The 18,688-nt window shown below is 47.4% G+C and carries 15 protein-coding genes and 2 pseudogenes; 13 read left to right on the top strand and 4 right to left on the bottom strand.

The features are described from left to right. The first annotated feature begins 66 nt into the window (after positions 1-66). The 5 genes from IAE55_RS17830 (at position 67) to IAE55_RS17810 (ending at position 4,775) form a co-directional block, all read left to right on the top strand. Positions 67-1,413, top strand: coding sequence for a sensor histidine kinase (locus IAE55_RS17830; RefSeq protein WP_325168655.1), 1,347 nt, complete (start codon positions 67-69; stop codon positions 1,411-1,413). 112 nt (positions 1,414-1,525) lie between these two features. Then, entirely contained in the window at positions 1,526-2,245 is a 720-nt protein-coding gene (locus IAE55_RS17825) for a hypothetical protein (RefSeq protein WP_234489653.1), read from the top strand. A gap of 431 nt (positions 2,246-2,676) precedes the next feature. Continuing rightward, positions 2,677-3,183, top strand: a complete 507-nt coding sequence (locus tag IAE55_RS17820) for an AAA family ATPase (protein WP_200633407.1) — start codon at positions 2,677-2,679, stop codon at positions 3,181-3,183. A gap of 262 nt (positions 3,184-3,445) precedes the next feature. After that, a complete protein-coding gene (locus IAE55_RS17815) occupies positions 3,446-4,213 on the top strand; it encodes a nucleotidyltransferase domain-containing protein (protein ID WP_200633406.1) in 768 nt (255 codons plus the stop codon). A 205-nt stretch (positions 4,214-4,418) separates the two neighbouring features. Next, a complete protein-coding gene (locus IAE55_RS17810; RefSeq protein ID WP_145165321.1) occupies positions 4,419-4,775 on the top strand; it encodes a nucleotidyltransferase domain-containing protein in 357 nt (118 codons plus the stop codon). Between the two features lie 26 nt (positions 4,776-4,801). Here the strand turns inward: IAE55_RS17810 and IAE55_RS17805 are convergent, their stop codons facing one another. Genes IAE55_RS17805 through IAE55_RS17795 form a run of 3 tightly spaced genes read right to left on the bottom strand, consistent with a single transcriptional unit; the run spans position 4,802 to position 7,719 of the window. Continuing rightward, a complete protein-coding gene (locus IAE55_RS17805; RefSeq protein ID WP_200633405.1) occupies positions 4,802-6,100 on the bottom strand; it encodes a histidine kinase dimerization/phospho-acceptor domain-containing protein in 1,299 nt (432 codons plus the stop codon). Further along, positions 6,075-6,773 carry a response regulator transcription factor gene (locus IAE55_RS17800; protein ID WP_145165319.1) on the bottom strand — a complete coding sequence of 233 codons (699 nt, stop codon included), beginning with the start codon at positions 6,771-6,773 and terminating at the stop codon, positions 6,075-6,077. The genes IAE55_RS17805 and IAE55_RS17800 overlap by 26 nt, the downstream gene beginning before the upstream one ends. After that, positions 6,760-7,719, bottom strand: a complete 960-nt coding sequence (locus IAE55_RS17795; protein WP_200633404.1) for a phosphatidylinositol-specific phospholipase C/glycerophosphodiester phosphodiesterase family protein — start codon at positions 7,717-7,719, stop codon at positions 6,760-6,762. The genes IAE55_RS17800 and IAE55_RS17795 overlap by 14 nt, the downstream gene beginning before the upstream one ends. A gap of 723 nt (positions 7,720-8,442) precedes the next feature. Between IAE55_RS17795 and IAE55_RS17790 the strand changes: the two genes are divergently transcribed. The 8 genes and pseudogenes from IAE55_RS17790 (at position 8,443) to IAE55_RS17755 (ending at position 17,063) form a co-directional block, all read left to right on the top strand. Beyond that, positions 8,443-9,408 (top strand): ABC transporter permease, encoded by a 966-nt coding sequence (locus IAE55_RS17790; protein WP_145165313.1) that lies wholly within the window; start codon positions 8,443-8,445, stop codon positions 9,406-9,408. A 30-nt stretch (positions 9,409-9,438) separates the two neighbouring features. Further along, positions 9,439-10,317, top strand: coding sequence for a carbohydrate ABC transporter permease (locus tag IAE55_RS17785; protein WP_200633403.1), 879 nt, complete (start codon positions 9,439-9,441; stop codon positions 10,315-10,317). Positions 10,318-10,364: 47 nt separating this feature from the next. After that, positions 10,365-11,888 carry an extracellular solute-binding protein gene (locus IAE55_RS17780; RefSeq protein WP_200633402.1) on the top strand — a complete coding sequence of 508 codons (1,524 nt, stop codon included), beginning with the start codon at positions 10,365-10,367 and terminating at the stop codon, positions 11,886-11,888. Positions 11,889-12,062: 174 nt separating this feature from the next. After that, the gene (locus tag IAE55_RS17775) at positions 12,063-14,414 is read left to right on the top strand and encodes a helix-turn-helix domain-containing protein (protein ID WP_200633401.1); all 2,352 of its coding nucleotides are present in this window, start codon (positions 12,063-12,065) and stop codon (positions 14,412-14,414) included. A 110-nt stretch (positions 14,415-14,524) separates the two neighbouring features. Continuing rightward, positions 14,525-14,944: pseudogene (locus tag IAE55_RS17770) on the top strand (YHYH domain-containing protein); the annotation flags it as partial. Further along, a pseudogene (locus IAE55_RS34355) lies at positions 14,940-15,486 on the top strand (transposase); the annotation flags it as partial. The pseudogenes IAE55_RS17770 and IAE55_RS34355, both read left to right, overlap by 5 nt. Before the next feature lie 625 nt (positions 15,487-16,111). Continuing rightward, on the top strand, positions 16,112-16,369 hold the full coding sequence (locus IAE55_RS17760) for an ArsR/SmtB family transcription factor (protein WP_200633400.1): 258 nt from the start codon (positions 16,112-16,114) through the stop codon (positions 16,367-16,369). A 358-nt stretch (positions 16,370-16,727) separates the two neighbouring features. Then, complete coding sequence (locus IAE55_RS17755) at positions 16,728-17,063, top strand: EthD domain-containing protein (protein WP_105442839.1); 336 nt, start codon at positions 16,728-16,730, stop codon at positions 17,061-17,063. Between the two features lie 725 nt (positions 17,064-17,788). On the opposite strand, the gene IAE55_RS17750 is transcribed toward IAE55_RS17755, so the two are convergent. Next, positions 17,789-18,619 carry a hypothetical protein gene (locus tag IAE55_RS17750; protein ID WP_145165307.1) on the bottom strand — a complete coding sequence of 277 codons (831 nt, stop codon included), beginning with the start codon at positions 18,617-18,619 and terminating at the stop codon, positions 17,789-17,791. Positions 18,620-18,688 lie beyond the last annotated feature (69 nt).

Raw genomic sequence — 18,688 nt, 5'->3', positions numbered from 1 at the left:
GCAACCCGGTTACTGCTGAATTATTTATTTTTCTCCGTGCTGTCCTTTGGCATCATCATTTTTGCGGTGAATAAAGCCATCGATTACTACAGCTTCATTACCATTGAAAAACAGATGATGGAGAAGGCGGATCTGTCCGAGTTGTCCTTCCGTGAGGTGTTGGCACAGCATAGATCATCGACAGGTGAGCCGCAGACAAAAGAAATCGTCAGACTTGCTCTGGAGAAGCTGAAAGCTTCAGGCAAGGAAGTACGTATCTATGATAGCTCCAAGCACTTGCTGGGCTTGGCTGTGGGTGGCATCATCATTCATGATGGCAAACCTCTTATTTTTGAAAAGAATATTGAGAAAGCGCTGAGCGGCAGTTACGCCTACACCGTAACGGAAAATCATCTGCTTTATTTTGCCACTCCCATTCAGGATCAATACTACCAAAACGCTTATGTGTATGAGTTCGTGGAGGACATTTCCTACTTTTATGCGATTATGAATCAAATCCGTTATATCCTGTTTGCGGGTGCAGGCGGATTTATTGTACTGATTACGTTATCCAGTCTGTGGATTGCCCGCAACACAACCAAGCCGATTAAGCTGTTGCTTGGCGCTGCGCAAAGTTTCTCTAGACAGGAGTTCCGCAGAGTTCATCTAAATCGGAAGGATGAGCTGGGTATGCTGGCAGAGGGGCTGGATTCCATGGGGCGGCAGCTTCATGATTACATTCAGTACCAGAAACAATTTGTCTCCAACGTATCTCACGAGTTAAAAACACCATTGGCAGCAATTCGTGGTTTCTCTCAATACTTGGTTGAAGGGGAGAACGAGAACAAGGAACTGCAAAAAATCTATGCTCATCTGCTTCAGGAATCGGATCGACTGACGCGCTTGATTAACGAACTGTTGTTGCTATCCCGATTCGACAAGGCTGGTTCTAACGAACTGGAAGCCCGGAAGACGGAAATGAACGAACTGATTCAGCAAGTCGCAATGAGTATGGGTGCCAAGGCCAAAGATAAAGGAATCGAGATTATGTTCAGGGAGGCGGAACCGGAGGATAAGCTTCTGACGAGAGTCCACGCCAACGTGAATCCAATGCTGATCTCCAATGCGATCGCCAACCTAGTGGACAATGCCATCAAATATTCAGGCAGTCCATCGCTAATCGAATTAAAGTTGGAACATACGCCAAGCGAGGTAGTTATACGGATACGTGATCAAGGTATCGGTATCGCGGGCGATGAGCTGGAGAGAGTGCAGGAACGCTTTTACCGGGCGAAAAATGCAAGCACAGCGAACGGTTCAGGTCTTGGACTTTCGATTTGCAAAGAGATTGTAGAACGGTTTAATGGATATATCGACATGGAAAGTCAGATCGGGGAAGGAACGACCGTTACGATTGTGTTACCCCGTGCGTAAAAACGCGCGTAAATAGTTGCGTTACAAGATTGATACAATTCTGTTATGAGACTAACAAATGCTTTTTTTACAATCACTTCATAAGAAGAAATCACACATTTATGGAGGGATCATGATGAAATTGATAAATAAAGCAGCAGCTGGTATCCTGCTGAGTATTTTACTAACGATGGCACTGACGGGCTGTCAGTCCAATGGTGCCAAGTCGCCAGAAGCGGCGCAGAACTCGGCTGAAAAAAACACGCCCGACGAACAGGCCAAAGGCGAAGGAGCATCAAATTCTACGGCGCCTGCTTCAGAAAATTCGGAAGGACAGAGTGCTGAAGCGATTAAGGAAGGTTCGATAGAGAAGGAAGGCAATGTGGTGCTGAAGGAGCTTGCTTTTGTCTATAATGAGCACACCATTGCGATTTCGGATACAGCAAATGAAGATCAGATGGAACAGATGCTGGGCAAACCGGTTAACCTGAAATCTCATACGTACAGTGCCGGTGATGGAACAAACATGGATACGTTAATCGGTTTTACAGAAAAGGTTTATACGTATCCTGGTCTGGAGATTAAAACAATCAGTATACCGGAGGGGAAACAAGACTCCATCTTTCATATCGAAATTACAGATCCTAAGTACGCGACAGTACGAAACATTAAAGCAGGTGACAGCCTGGATACACTCAAAAACGCCTACCCTGAGGGGAAACTGCTTGGTGATGGAGCCCCTAATGAGGAGGATGAATTCCGTTACGAGCCATCCAATTATGTGGATGTGATGTCGTTTCATATCAAGAATGCCAAGGTGGAGAGCATTCAGATCTACAGCCTCCTGGACTAATATTTAGTGATCGATGCTGAGCCATTCATACGATTCACCTTTAATACCTGCCCGGGAGAGGGGCAGGTATTTTCTCGTGTATAGACTCGCACATGTAAGATGACAAGAACATACAGTTGTCGAAGGATAAGAGCATAGTCCCATTGAAAGTCACTTTTTTAGCGGCTTTTTTGTTTTATCGGTACAAGTTCTTATCCAGAGCCAAGGACAAGAACTTGTACCGATTACCGAAAAGGACAAGAATATAAGCCGCTTACCGATTAGATAAGCATTGAACTATTAATTAAATTTATTAAGCTAACAGGCAGGGGAGCTTATTGATTTTCGCGAATACTCTACATTTAAAGTTATTTACGAAGTTCGTAGATAAGAAGTAGAAATCAGCGCAAAGAAGAAAAACCAAGGTGCTTTTCCCGAAGGAGATGAGTTTAATGCTTTACATATTTAGTGGACTGCCGGGTACCGGAAAAACCACATTATCATCGGCTTTAGCAAGAGAACTAAAGGCTACGTATCTTCGGGTCGATGTCGTGGAGCAGGCTATGCGAGATGCTGGAAAGACCATCGAAGGGCCTGAGGGTTATATTGTGTGTTATGCAATTGCATCACAGAACCTTCAACTGGGCCTAGATGTGATTGCAGATACAGTTAATCCTATCCAAATTACGCGCCAGGCTTGGCGCAACGTGGCCGATTCTCTCGGAATACCTTATGTGGAAATTGAAGTACTTTGCTCTGATTATATCGAGCACAGGAATCGAATCGAAATGCGTATAGCTGATATTCCAGGTTTTATACTTCCGACGTGGGAGCAGGTCAGAAATAGAGAGTATGATGTTTGGGATCGGGACCACATAGTCATAGATACAGCTCATCAAACTGTAGAAGAAAGCTTAAATACATTATTTAAACAATTGGAAGATAGAAGACTTTCTTGAACTAGAAGACTTTCTTGAACTAAATGAAGGAAATAATCAGTGTAGGTATTTCTAAGAAGGCGATTACATCTTATAACACCGCATTCACGCATCGGGGCTGAAGCACCTTGGTCCGCGGAGGGTTTTCGAGGAAGCTGGATCAGGCGGACAACCCTGCACCGTAACCGCATCGCGGCCGTTCACTTCGGTCACTTAAGTCGGTGAAGGTTCGTGAACGCCTGAACGTTAGCCGAAAGAAGTTTTTAGTTTAGGAGGAGTCTATATGATATTAAGAAAAGTTATAAATAGAATTGAAATACAAAGTGAATATAAGGATTTTGTTGATAAGTATAAAGATAATATACTTACCGAATTTAAAGGTAAGATTCATAGCATTTATATGTGTGGCTCGATTCCAAAAGGAACGGCTAAACCTTTTAAGTCAGATGCAGACTTTACTATTGTATGTGTAAATCCCAAAGATATTGATTACGAAAGATTGTCAAATATTAAAGACAGGTTTTTAGAAGAATATCCAGTATTAACCAAGATTGATACGACAATTTGCTCGATTGACGATGTATTAAGTAAACCAAATGAGTGGGGTTTTTGGGTTAAGATCATTTGTGTTTGCATATATGGTGATGACGTTGGTGAAAAAGTACCACCGATAATTATTTCTCCAGAGTTCATTTTAGACTTAAATACAGAAACCAAGGACGAAGTAGATCGTATACATAGTTTACTTTCTAATGCTAGTGATAACACTATGAAAACTAGATATATTAAAGGTTACTCTAAGAGATTAATTCGTGCATTATACTCTTTGATTTTAGAAGATACAGGTGTATGGCAAGATGACATTATTAAGATGAAGAATGCCATATTAAACTATTGTGAGATTGACTCCGCTTTAGTTGATTATCTGTACGCATGTTACTTGGATAGTAATGTACATGTTGAAGAGTTTCTGAGAAATGCAGATGAAGTATATAGCTATTTTGAGAACGCCTTAAATGCAATGGCTGCTTCCAGAAAATACTTCGACTAACACCATATTGACGCTTCGGGTCACTCTGTGAAGCGAGTGACCGCATCCAGCCCCCTAAGCCCGTCGGGACGTCACTGCATTAGGTGTTCGGCAAGCCTTACAACTATATGAGCGACTCTAAGGGGCCAGTACGTCGTCAATAAAAAAGGTTATCAGAAATTACTGCAAGTGTTGCTATAAGATGTATAGGAGTTGATTGATTGTTATGAACTCAATTATTGAACAAGCAAAACAAACTTTCGAAACATGGGGAAATGAATGGGCCATTTGCGGAGGAATGGCTATTGATATATTTCTGGGCGAAGAAACTAGAAAACATTATGATTTAGATCTATTCGTTTTTTGGTCAGATAAAAGAAAGATTATTGAACTAATATTGAAAGATGATTGGAGAGTATTCGAAGCATGTGGAAATGGAGTGGTTCAAGAATTACTAATCGCAACCCAAGCAACCGAAAACCACCGGAATTTATTTTGTTTCAACAGAGATGAGCGCAGGGTTTCATTAGAATATATTAGTGAACAGGCTGGAAGAGTTCATGAAGAAACCCATACATCCTGAAAAGGAGTATGAGGGTTAACCTAGTTTTATGACTTATAAATTAAGCGCTGCTTGGGTAAATGCAGAATAACGTTAAATTGATCGCCGTGAATCTCGATACTGATCTGCCCGCCGTGCAGCTCAACGATGCTTTTCACAATTGCCAGTCCTAGTCCGGAGCCCTCTGTCTGGCGGGATTCATCTGCTCTTTTGAAACGTTCGAATAGCTCTTCCGCAGCAAAATCAATCTCATAAGCAGCGGTGCTTTGAATTTTGAATAATACCAGATCATCAGATTCGTCCAAATAAATATAGATTCTGGTTCCTGGAAGCGAATACTTCTGCGCGTTGACAATTAAATTTTCGAATACACGCCAAATTTTATTGCCGTCCAAATACGCATGGATCGGGAATTTAGCGATTCTCTCCCGAATCACGGGCGACTCATGTCCCATATTGGTGTTGGACTCGGCAATCGCCTGTGTCAACAAGGTTGCAACATCGACGTACTCAATATCCAGCTCAACTGTGCCGCTGGCCATCTTTGAAATTTCGAACAGGTCTTCAATCAATAGCTTCAGCCGGAGCGCCTTGCGGTCCAGTGTTTCAATATAGGCTCGAGCTTTCTCCGATTGATTTTCTTTTTTTAATAAATCGACATAGTTGATAATGGAAGTAAGCGGGGTCTTCAAATCATGCGATACGTTGGTAATCAGTTCAGTTTTTAACCGTTCACTTTTCATTTGATTCTCCAGCGCGCTTTGATATCCGGCTTTCATATTGTTAATATAGCCAGCAAGTTCAGATAGGGCGTCTTTCCCGGTATCTTGAATTGCATTTTGAATATTCCCTTCGGCAATTTCTTTGCTCCCGTTGATGATCGCGATGAAGCGTCTAAGCTTGGAAAGTATATACGGAACCAGGAACAGCACATACAGCAATACATAAAGCATGGGCCAGCCATGTTCGTATAAGAAGTAATATGTGGCTGCCTTCCAAACACAAATACCGGCTATCGCGGTTAGCAGAAGCATAACGATGAGGCCAAACGTTAGTCTCCAGTTTTGCAGACTGGCTCTAAGACCAGTTCTCCAAAAATGAAAGTAAGCTATCAGCACACTGCCATGCCAGAAGGAACGCTTGCTAAGTGGTTCCTTAAAATAAAGAGACAGTCTGCCTGCCAGCAAGCAAAGGATAGTAACGGCAAGCAGTGTCAGGTACAGATTCGACACATATGGATACCAATCTATCAGCACAACGATCCATAAGATAACGGCGACAATTAAGACAAGAAGGTCGATCAGGACATGCCGATCTGCGTTACTTTTTCTCGATTTTGTATCCAATTCCCCATACCACCTTTAAATATTTTGGATCTTTGGGATTGATTTCAATTTTTTCGCGAATATTTCTCACATGTACGGCAACCGTATTCTCTGAAGCGAAAATCGGTTCATTCCACACCCTCTCATAAATCTCTTCGATCGAGAAAACTCTGCCCTTGTTCTCCATCAGCAGCTCCAAAATTTTGTATTCCTTCGGGGTCAGTCTGACATCCTCTCCATCTACCTCAAGAGTCTTCGAGCTTTTGTTCAGCACGAGTCCTCTTACTTGAATGATCTCTTCCCCGTTTGACTGGAAGGAACCTAAATTCGTAAATCGGCGCAGCTGAGATCGGACTCTAGCAACCAGCTCCAGAGGATTGAACGGCTTCGTTATATAGTCATCGGCACCAACGTTGAGTCCCAAAATCTTGTCGCTATCTTCCGATTTGGCGGAAAGCATAATGATCGGTATATTTTTGCTTTCACGAATTTTAAATGTCGTCTTGATTCCATCGAGCTGCGGCATCATGATGTCCATGATAATAAGATGAATCGTTTCCTGTTCAAGGATTTTCAGCGCCTCCAATCCGTTAGAGGCAATAAATACATCCACATCATCGCTTTTCAAGTAAATAACGAGCGCTTCTCGAATTTCCGGTTCATCGTCTACAACAAGAATATTATTTATAGCCATTATTTCTCACCTTCATCAAGATATTGCTTATACTCGCCAATCCGGAACTGATATATCCCGGAAAGTCAACACGGTCGGGGGGAGCGTCTGCAAGTATCAGCTCCTCCGGTGATTCTTCCTGATCCGTATAAAATCCATGCACTCCGAAGCTGTGCAGCAGCTGCATAACCGGTCTGCTGTTGACGGTGTGAACAAAGCTTTTTACGCCGAGCTTATTTAGTGCTGGAACTAGATTGGGGTTGATAAACACGCGGTATACAGGCATGGCAACCGAAGTCAAATGTTTGTCCCTTACAAACTCTACAATACTTTCGGCGGATGCGCCAGATTTGTAAAGTGAATACATCTTGTTAGGAAAGGGGTAGATTCCCATGACCGTGTCATACATTTCCGGGCTGAAAATTTCAGGTATAATCCGGTTGAGCAGTGCAGGATCAGTACGGCGCACCTCATTGACTAGATACGTAAACTGCTGCTGAATTTGCTCTGTGCTGCCTGCCTTCGAATCCACGATTAAGTCAAAATCACGATATTTCTGCATCAGCTGCAGTATATCCGGCAGTGTAAGAGGGTGGAATCTGCCCATTATAAGCGAGTTTGCAAACTGCAGCTTTGTTACGTTTCGTCCGCGATGAGCGGCCAAATCCGGCTGCAGCTTGTGCGACCAATCATGTCTGGCTACAAGCTCCCCGTCCGTCGTCTGCACAAGATCAACCTCTAACAAACGGTACCCTCTATTATAATTGGTTATAAATGCCTCATAAGAATTAGTGGAACTAGCGCCATTGACTCCACCAAGTGCATGTGCAATAAGCCTATTTTCCTCCCAGCCGCTAGTACCAGCTGTAGAGGGCTGTTCTTGCTCTGACCAAACAAGCCCCCAGCTGCACCAGATCAGCCCAGACGTAATGACGATTAATAAGAGTAATACAATCGATTTCTTCATTCGATTCACCCCTTTATTATCCCGGTGTAAGTCATACTACAGGACTCAAATGAAGAAGGGCTGGTAAAAAAACGAATGAATTTATGAAGTTTGTATACATTGCTGAAAGAGAGTATTAAACCTGTATATCCCCATAAGCCCTCAGAAATTTCCCCCTACAGGAACCTTTCTAGAACCCCAAAGCTTAAGACCGTAACATGCAGAATACCTTAAAATACGCTTTAGAAGATTTAGTGAGCAATAACCATTAAAGCCGCTCGGATTAACCAGGTGACTTTCTTTTTGTTCCCGCAACATGATAAACACACCAGGAGAGGATACTAAAATATGAATAAGGATATAGATTATATAAAAAAACGGCTGACCGATCTACAGCAGTACATAAACAGAGAGCTTGAGCAAATCGTGGAGGAAGTAAAAAGTGAGAATGCTCAAGAGGTAAAGCAGAAAATCAAAGATGAAATCCAATGTAACGTTACAGTGGGTGGGAGAGCGCAGCGAGGCGCCGCTTCCTTCAAAAAAACAGCCAGCTGCGCGCCGGCTGTTTTTTTGCCGAATAGTCCGCCGCAGAGGGCTTTTCGGGCCCCCGCAAGAATGGTCAACGCCAGGAAACGGGCGGACAAGAATGGGCATTTGCCAGAAACGTGCAGGGCATGTACCCTTGCCTTAAGGCGCATGAAAGCGTTGACATTCACCACAACTAATTCAAAGGAGGAATCCATGATGGACGTGCCTGCGGATAAGGTTACCGCGGCCGCCGAGGGCAAAGCCGTCGGCTCCCCGCCCAGCCTCGTCTGGGCGGGCCTGAAGAGAGACAAGTATTTGTATTTGCTGGCGCTGCCTGGATTGATTTATTTCATCGTTTTCCGGTACGTGCCGATGTGGGGGGTGATCATTTCATTCCAGGAGTATTCGCCCTATCAAGGAGTCCTAAACAGCCCGTGGGTCGGATTCGATCATTTCGCACGGTTTTTCTCGAATCCGGATTTCCTTCTGCTGTTCCGCAATACGATGGCGATCAATCTGCTAAGCCTGATTTTTTTCTTCCCGCTGCCGATTCTGCTCGCCGTGCTACTAAACGAAATTCGCGTTTCGTCTTACAAAAAAGTCGTACAATCGATCATTTATTTACCTCATTTCCTGTCCTGGGTCATCATCGTCGGCATCACGTTTCTGCTTCTGTCCACCGGCGACGGCGTCGTGAACAAGCTGCTCGTCGCCTTCGGCTTTGATAAGGTCGATTTTCTTACGAACAAGAACTATTTCTGGGGACTGCTGACGCTGCAGTCCATCTGGAAGGACGCAGGATGGGGCACGATCATTTTCCTTGCCGCCATCGCGGGAGTCGATCCGCAGTTGTACGAAGCAGCTAAGATGGACGGAGCGAGCCGACTTAGGCAAATCTGGCACGTGACGCTGCCGGCCATCCGTCCCGTCATCGTCATTCTGCTCATTCTGCGGATCGGCCATATGATGGACGTCGGCTTCGAGCAGGTGTTTCTGATGATGAACGGCGCCGTCTCCGATGTCGCGGACGTCTTTGATACCTACGTATACCGTCTCGGCGTCCGGCAGGGCCAGTTCAGCTTCAGCACCGCCGTCGGCTTGTTCAAGTCCGTCGTCGGCCTGCTCCTCGTCATCGGCGCCAACCGATTGGCCAAGAAATTCGGCGAGGAAGGTGTCTACTAACACATTTCACCCGTGGAGGCGAACGTTTCAATGAGAGAAAGCTTAGGAGACCGCGCGTTCGGCGCCATCAACGTCATCGCGCTTGGCTTGATCAGCTTGATCACTTTCTTCCCGTTCTATTATGTATTCGTCGTGTCGTTCACCGACCCGTCGGAATATATCCGAAAAGGGCTGGTGCTGTTCCCGCAGCAATGGAGCCTCGTCTCCTACAAATATTTGCTCTCCACCGATGCTTTCATGAGAGCTATCGGGAACAGCGCGTTCCTGGCGATCGTCGGTACCGCGCTGAGCCTCATCGTTACTTCAGGACTTTCCTACGCGATATCCCGCAGAAGACTGCAGGGAAGGCGGTTCATCATGCTGGCCATCCTGCTGACAACACTATTCAATCCGGGCATCATTCCACCGTATCTGCTTGTGCGGGACCTGCATCTGATCAACAGCATCTGGTCGCTTATCTTGCCGGTGCTGACAAGCGGCTGGTACGTGCTGCTGATGAAGGGCTTCTTCGACAGCATCCCGACCAGCCTGGAGGAAGCAGCACGGATCGACGGCTGCAACGATCTCAGCGTCTGGTACCGGGTCATCCTGCCGCTGTCGCTTCCCTCCATGGCGGCGTTCGGCCTGTTCTACGCCGTCGCGTACTGGAACACCTTTTTCACGGCGCTACTGTATATTAACGATTTCGCGAAGCATCCGCTGCAGGTGCTGCTGCAGAACATGCTGATCGACGCGTCCACCGCGGCGGGAGGCTCGGCCGCGGCTGAGATGATGTCGGAGCAGCGCATTCCGCCAGAGACGCTCAAGATGGCCGCCGTCGTCATTGCCACGGTACCTATCCTACTCGTCTATCCTTTCTTGCAAAAACATTTCGCGAAAGGAGCTTTGGTCGGTTCCGTCAAGGAATAGACGAAGGCCAGACTACTAGAAGCAAAATAAAAAGGGGAGGTTCGCGTATGCGAAAAAGAAGGTTCAAGCTTGACAAAACGAAGATTGCCGTTTCAGTGCTTCTCATCGCCGCCCTGCTGGTCGGCTGCAGCGGCGGAGGAGGCAGGGGAGGAGCTTCCGGCGACGGTCCGCTGAACGTCAGCATCATGACGATGTATTACACGCCGGAGCCGCCGGGCAAGGATAACGTCGTCGTCAAGGAAATCGAGAAGCGGACCAACACCAAGCTGAACATTACATGGGTCTCGCCGAACAACTATGCCGACAAGGTGAACGTTACGCTCGCTTCGGGGGACATTCCCGATCTGATGCTGCTGGATAACGCCTTCACCGCTCAGGTTCGGACGATGGTTGCGCAAGGGGCATTGTGGGATCTCACCCCATATATCAAGGACTACCCCAATTTGATGAAATTCCCGAAGGAAACCTGGACCAACACAAAGCAAGCTGACGGCAAAAACTACGGAATTCCCCGGGTCCGTCCGGTCGAAGGCGGCGGCTTCGTTTACCTACGCAAGGACTGGATGGACAAGCTGAATCTCGAGGTTCCAAAAACAATCGACGAATTTTACGACGTCCTTAAAGCATTCGTTGAAAAGGATCCGGACGGCAACGGCAAGGACGACACGATCGGGTACGCCAGCTTCGTCGACCAGTCCGGCATGGCCTCCCTCGGCCAGCTGCAGAACGTCTTCACGAAGACGAACGGCGATTGGTCGCTGGTAGACGGCAAGCTTGTGAACGTTAATCTGCTACCTGGTGTCCGAGACGCTCTCGTCTGGATGAATAAGGCGTACCGGGAGAAGCTCCTTCCCGAAGATCTCGCGACGCTAAAAAACTCGCAGGCGAAGGATTTGCTCAAGGCGGGCCGGGCGGGAGGCTTCCAGGATACGGTCGAAGCCGCCTGGGAACCGACGGAGGAGCTGCGGAAGACCGATCCGAAGGCGGACTTCCTTCCGCTTGTCTCTCTGAACGGCTACGTCAACCGTGATTCCGGCTTCTTTGGAATGTACGCGATTCCGAAGACTGTGCCCGAAGCGAAGATGAAGAAGCTGCTCGAGCTGATGGACTACGGCGCTTCTGACGAGGGCAGTGATTTGGCAAGCTTCGGCATCAAGGACGTACATTACAAGGAAGAAAACGGCGTGAAGGTGCCAACCGAACAGGCTAAGATCGATATCGTCGCACAGCAGGCGCTCGGCCAAATTTTCATCAAATACGACAAGTATTTGCGCGCCTACCGTTCGGGTATGCCAAGCGACATACTGGAGCGGAACAAGCAAATTATCGACGAGCGGGCCAAACTGAGCGTGCCGGAGGTTGCGGTCGGTCTCAATTCCGATACGAATACCAAGGTCGGCACCGAGCTGGGCAAGAAAATTCAGGACATGAAGACGAAGGTCATTTTGGGGAAAGCGCCGATCGAGGAGTGGGACAGATTCGTTGGAGAACTTAAGAACGATCCCGACCTGCTTAAAATCACCGAGGAAATCAATGCGTCCTATCAGCAGCGGATATCCAGCTCCGAGTAAAGGTTTGGAAAGCACTACCCTCTTTTTTCTAATTTGGAAAAAGAGGGTTTTTCCCGTTCATCTCGCGAGAACCGGTTACTCTCGTAGGCCGGTTAAGGCGTTTCGGTCGGCAAGTGAAAGTTATCGGACGATGGTCCGGGCAGCTATTGAAAAAAAAGAAAGGCAGGGAGCGTCATGAACCATTTCGTCCAAAGGGACTGGCCGGATCGGCCGCCGGCGATCAAAGGCCGTTTCTACCGAAAAAGCCTATTGATCGTGCTGAGCATCACATGCCTACCGACGGCAATTATCGGAATAACACTCTATCTACTCGGCAGCTCGCATATCGGCAAGGAGGTGACGAGCTCGAACGAGGCGCTACTCCTGAACGCGGTGAAGCGCATTAATGGCGATTTGAACCAGCTCGAACTGACGGCGACGCAATGGGCGTTCGACCCGAGGTTCGACGGAAGTCTCCGGAACGTCGATCTGAAGGACCAATATAACGTTACTCAAAACCTGTACCGCACCTTGACGGTTATGAAGGGCTTCTATCCGCTGGTCGATCAGGTGCATCTGTTCGTCGACGGCAAGTCGCCCGTCGTTGTCTCCGACTTCGACGGGATCGAAGCCGTCTCAAGCCCAAGCGATCTCGTCGGCTACCGGGCGGTCATGTCCAGCAAGCAAGGCGCGTTCTGGCTGAACGGCTTCCCACGGGTCAACCGGTCGGATGATCATACGGTGGCGCTCGTACATAAGGTTCCGGGCATCGGCCAGCCTTACGGTACCCTGATTTTTTATCTGGACCGGGATAAGCTCGTAAGCCTGGTGCATGAGCTGTCGCTCGGCAGGGCCGGCAGCTCCTTCATTATCGACGAGAAGGGCCGCTTCGTCGTGACCGAGAAAGGGGCGGGCCTTCCCGAAGGCACGCCGTTCGAGACTGCGCTGGCTACCGAGATCAAGCGGCGTGAAACGGGTTCCGGCACGTTCCTGTACAACTTTCAGGGCGAAACATATACCGTCACGTTCGGCGATTTTACCCGGCTGGGTCTGCACTGGACCTACGTCACCGCCGCTTCACTTTCCTCGATGACGGCTCCGGTCAAAATGATGTCTAGGATGATTGTCGGTGTCAGTCTGTCCGGCTTTGTCGTCGCGCTTCTTCTGTCCTGGCTTGCCTCCAAGCGGATCTATCATCCAATCCACCGGCTCGTCGGCTTGTTCCATGACGAGAGGCGCGCGCCCGATCCGCCCAGCGACGAGATCGGCTTTCTCGAGAAGCAGTGGCGCCACCTGAACCGGGAAAGCCGCGAGCTGCGGGAGAAACTGGAGCAGGCACAGCCCTGGATGCGGTCAAGCTTTTTGCTTCATCTCATACAAGGACATTATTATTCCTTCACGGAAGAGGAACTTCGCGAGAGGATGAACGCCTACGGCTGGAGCATGGACGGCAAGCGGTTTCTGCTCGTGCTCCTCCAGGTTACTGGGCTTAGCCGGCTGCAGGGGCGCTTCACGGACGGCGATGCTCAGCTTGTCTCCTTCGCGGCAGCGAATATTGCGCAGGAGTTGACCGCCGCTCGCGGCGAACAGGCGGATATCGTCAATTTCCAGGATCTATCCGTAGGCATCCTGTTGTCCTTCGGGCGTGAGGAGCCGGAGGAGGCGGCACGCGGCAGTGCCTTCCAGCTGGCGGCTTCGCTCGCGGAGACGATCTGCGCCGTGCTGAAGGTGCAAAGCACAATCCTGATAGGTCGGCCTCTGCCGAAAATTTCGGATTTGCCGGAATCGCTGCGGCACCTTCGGCAAGCCGCCCGCTACCGCGATGTTCAGGAGGAGACGCAGATTCTTTCCCTGGAGGACCTTCTTCCCGGCATGGGAAGGGAGGCGGTGCCGTATCCGTTTGGCGCTGAGAAGGAGGTGAAGCAAGCGATCCGGATGGGGCTCCCCGAGGAGGCGGCTGCCGCCGTACAGTCTTTCGTGGAAATTCTCGTGCAGGAGGGAGGCAAGGAAATGTTCATCCAGGACGGGGCACTCCAGCTGCTCGGCAGCATCCAGCACGCGATTCTGGAAGCCGGCTACCAGCCGCGCGGGCTGTACGGTGACGATGATCTGTACGCCGAGCTTCGCGGAATGCGGGATCCCGAGAGCTTGACCGAATGGTTTCATGTCCGAGTAATCGGACCATACGGGAAAGTGCTGGCCTGCGACAAGGCCTTGCATCAGCGTCGGCTCGTCGAGCGGGCGATGGAGTACGTCAAAGGGAATTACGACTCTGACGTCTCGCTGGAGCGCTGCGCCGAGGATTTGGGGACAAGCCCGTTCACGCTGAGCAAGGCGTTCAAACATATCGCCGACATCAATTTCATCGATTACTTGATCCAGCTGCGGATCGAGAAGGCGAAGGAGCTGCTGGACGACACCGACATGAAGGTCGGCGAGATTGCCTTGCAGATCGGCTATCAACCCTCTTATTTGAACCGGCTGTTCAAGAAGCTGGTGGGCGTTACACCGGGGCAATACCGTGAGCGGAAGGCGAACCTCGAGTGAACGCCCGCGATAGATAACGGCGATCCACCCCCGCGGCCGTGCCCTTTTCCGAACAGTACGGGCTCTGGGAGTTCGAATGCATAGAGCTTGCGTTTCGAATATACGCGGTTATCACCCCGGAACGGTCTGCCAGACATCTGGGCGACGACTTTCGAAGATGGTTAGTTTCGGCGCATCCAGGTAGAACAGATGCAAGTGGAGGCCATACATGCTGGACGAATTGTTCCAAATGGGGATTGGAATATGGAGAGTATCACTACCACAATGGAGGAAGCTCTTCCTCGGGGAGTTCATCGTCTTCCAACACAAGTAAAAACAATTCATCTTCAAAAAGCACTTCACGCAAATCAGCAGCACCTACTTATAAAGCCTCTGGACTTAAGGTGTATATAAACGGTCAAAAGATTAGCTTTAACAGTGAACCGGTTATTTACCAAAACACAAACCTTGTTCCTTTGCGTGAGATTGCTGAAGGTTTGGGGGCAACAATAACCTGCGACAAAGATACTGGAACAATTGGAGGAACAAGGCAAGGAACTCGCCAAGATGGAATTGCAGCTGTTGCTTACACTGTACGAATTTCTTCAGGAGCAGATCACCGAGTTGCATGCCAGATTGAATGAGCTCCTGAAGGAGATTCCGTACAGCAACCAGCCTTATGCCATGAAAGGAATTGGCCGCGATACGGCTGTTGGATTCCTCGCTGACATTCAGGAATACCTGCATCCAAGACAGATCAGCAAGCTGGCCGGCCTGAACTTACGAGAGAATACGTCCGGCAAGCAAAAAGGCCAGACGAAGATCACGAAGCGCGGCCGGAAAGGGCAACGGGCCTTGTTTTTCCGGGTAGTCATCCCACTCGTGGCGCAGAACTCGGCTTTTAAGGCCTTGCATGAATAAAATATTACACAACAAGACGGGTAATCCGCTCAAGAAAATGCAGTCACTCATTGCGCTATGCAACAAGCTGATTCGGATACTGTTTGGAATTCTGAAGAATGGCCATGCATTCTGCGAGGATAAGATGCTGGCTGATATCCCTCGAATTGCAAGCGAACCGGTTGCCGCTTAATCCACGAACGAGGCATTAACGGAGCATAACAACAGAAGCAAGGATGAGTCGGAGCTAACTATTTTACGGACGTAGATCCTGGCGGGCAGCATATCTGACCTCCACCTCATGGATAGGTTGAACGAAGGAATGTGGGAGCGAAGACTCTGTGAGACATGGGATGGTTCACCACCATGAGACCTTGTGGAGCTCCAAAAGTGCGACTAGATCTTTCCTAAGTAACCACTTTTTAGAGCAGATGGTCTCAGGAGAGATTGCTTTGCGCTTTCTCCGCCTCCAAGAATTTCTTCACCTGATAACTGTTTCAATCCGTCATGGCCATTGTTTTCTCGAGAATGCGCATTCTTGAGAATAATCAAGCAATTCGGAGAAAAGCGTTTGCTCATAGAGGGATGGCAGCACAATAGCAACTTAACCAACATGTGGCGGCGGTGGGTAGCCATTACTAGTTCGTAGGAATGTCTGAGTAACTGGAGGACTTGATGGATCAATGATTTTACCAAAGCTATATCCATCACGCTTAAAAATTTTTTTGATGGGGATTTACAAATAAGAAAAAATACCGTACTATATTTTTATACATTTAGAAATATGAGAATATAGATGGAAAACGAGGAGACAGTACATGGAAAGCAAATCGGAGATGCGCGATGCCATAGAGCCGACGCGGATCAGTATCGTCCTACTCCTTGCAAGCGAACCGGACCAATGCTGCGTCTCGCTGGGAGAGAAGTTAAAAAACGTCGCCAACTCGACATTATCGCATCATCTGAAGCAGTTGTCGGAGTGCGGATTACTTCAATCGAGGAAAGAAGGAACATTTATTTATTACAGCCTGAACCGCAGAGTGGTGGAAAAATATTCGCCCTTCTTGTTGACATAAATTTTTTTGATAATTAATTCAATAATCTTAGAAATATAGAAATTCATTTGATCAGAAGGCTGTAATGAAAAACGAAGTTGATCTTTGAAAAATGAGTAATGAGAATGAGACTTTACAGAGTAAAATCAACGAATCAGGTTGAGATCTGTTATTCACTCGCTGCTCAGTTTTGAGGGTTCAACTCTCATATTTAAGCTGTCTGAATTTCATCCGCTTGGAAAGGTTGGACCGAAATTCACCCAGTTGCAGTATCGAATAAACTGCTTCGATCCTTGAAAACTGGATAACGAAACGAAATTTACGTTTTAGTAAACCGCCACAACGAATGAGCCTCTATTACAGAAAGGTGGAAAACGACATGATAAAGTTTGTATATATGATCAATCGGATCGGGGGGATGAGTGTCGATAAGTTCGTAGAATACCATCGACATAACCACGCTCCTTTATTTACCTCGATCCCAGAGGCCAAGAAGTATGTCCGAAAATATGTGGTGTCTCACCCGGTTGCCGCCGAGGGCTATCCGCAACCAGCGTATGATGGGCTTACTGAAATCTGGTTCGACAGTTGGGCCGACCATGATGCGTTCTTCACATCGGACAACTACCTGCAAAAAGTTCAACCCGACGAAAAGAAGTTCATTGACTTCAGCTCTGTCGGCATCATGGTCACAGAAGAAAAAACAGTGATCTAACTTTGTGAACCCTTCATAGCATCACCGGTAACGGATGAAGAGAATTAACTGTTTGACTTCGGGAGCATAGCAGGGAGTCGAAGATGATAGGCCAGAGGTAGAAGTTCAGCAATGCATGAAACTGACAGGTACTAATTGGTCCAGGGCTTATCCAAATTCACCTGGAAGAATAAAGCAGGGGCTAAAATACAGATTTGTTTCGTATCTAGTTTTCAAGGGTAGTACTTGAAACGATGAGAAAGTGCAGTGACTTTCTCGCGGTAAACTTTTTTTTGAATAACGTTTGCTAGGTGGTGATGTTAGAGGTATCCCGGGCATACCCATCCCGAACACGACAGTTAAGCCTCTAGCGTGATTGTACTGGACCGAAAGGTCCTGGTAGAGTATGACGCAGCCAAGCAACGAAATAGTCCCATTGAGAGTCACTATTATTGTCGAGGGACACGAACTGGTCCCATTTAAGTCGCTATTTTAGCGACTTTTTTATTTTATCGGTACAAGTTCTTGTCAAAGCCAAGGACAAGAACTTATACCGATTACCGGAATGGACAAGAACATAGTCCGATTGCCGATTAAATGTATCTAAACGTTGAGCATATTACTTAACCCCCGCCATTAAGTACCTTAACACATGAAAATGTTCAAATTGTTTTAGACCAACTGACACGAGGATAGCACAACAGAGGATAGTATCTGATGTCAGCTACGATGCAACTTAAACAGCTTTATTCGATCCCTTGTTCAATACCAACCACACGTTCTTTTCGACCGTTTAAAAACACTTTGATTTGGGTCGGATCTAATTCGTCATCACGAAAACTGATCAGAACATTTTCCCTTTTTGAAGAAGAACTCTCAGTATACTTCACTTCGATATTGTTAGCTTTATACTCAATGGTAATCGCTGAAGGAAGCCTCCAATTTCGAATTTGAAGGGTATGTACCCTTCCATTCATATGTGTGTCGATAGAAGAAATTGCCGTACCTTTTGTAAACGCAATTCCACCGAAAGTCCCCTCGCCAATTCGTATCGTGTAGGGAACTTCCTTGTCGCCTAATGAGGTACTTTTGAACTCTGTAACAATACGAAGGCTGTTCATGGCATTTGTGAAATTATCCCCCAGTTTAGCAGGCTTATTCATGTCTCCTGTGGCCCAATATAAGATCAAAACATTGCGCTTTTCATAAATTCGTGGGTAAAGCATATTATATTTTTCAGTTTGTTTGTGGAAGTCCGCTATTCCTTTTTTGCGTTGCTGCTCGGAATCAAAAATATAAACTGAAGCGTCTTCCTGAGGGGCGGTTTGCTCCCGTCTACTGCCAACAGCATATTCATGTGGCTCCTCGCCAGCCAAGACCCAATCGTGCTGAGATGGTTGGGATAAAAATTTGATTCCTTTGACTTTCATGACATCTTCTACACTTGTTACATCGTAATTCAGTTTGACTCTTGTATGTAAGTCGTTTGCAGGATCGGGAACGTTATTCGAATTCATTGCACATGCAACTGTGAAAGAAAGTATTGTTATAGCAAGAATCTTTTTTGCGATCTTCATACTAGGGTCTCCTTAATGTAAATTGGATACAATCTAAACGCATTAAACAAATCAATGGTTGCATGTGCT

Source organism: Paenibacillus sp. S28 (assembly GCF_016624415.1).
GTDB lineage: Bacteria > Bacillota > Bacilli > Paenibacillales > Paenibacillaceae > Paenibacillus_AQ > Paenibacillus_AQ favisporus.
The sequence above is the reverse complement of the archived record's forward strand: the minus strand, read 5'-3'. Positions and strand labels throughout refer to the sequence as shown.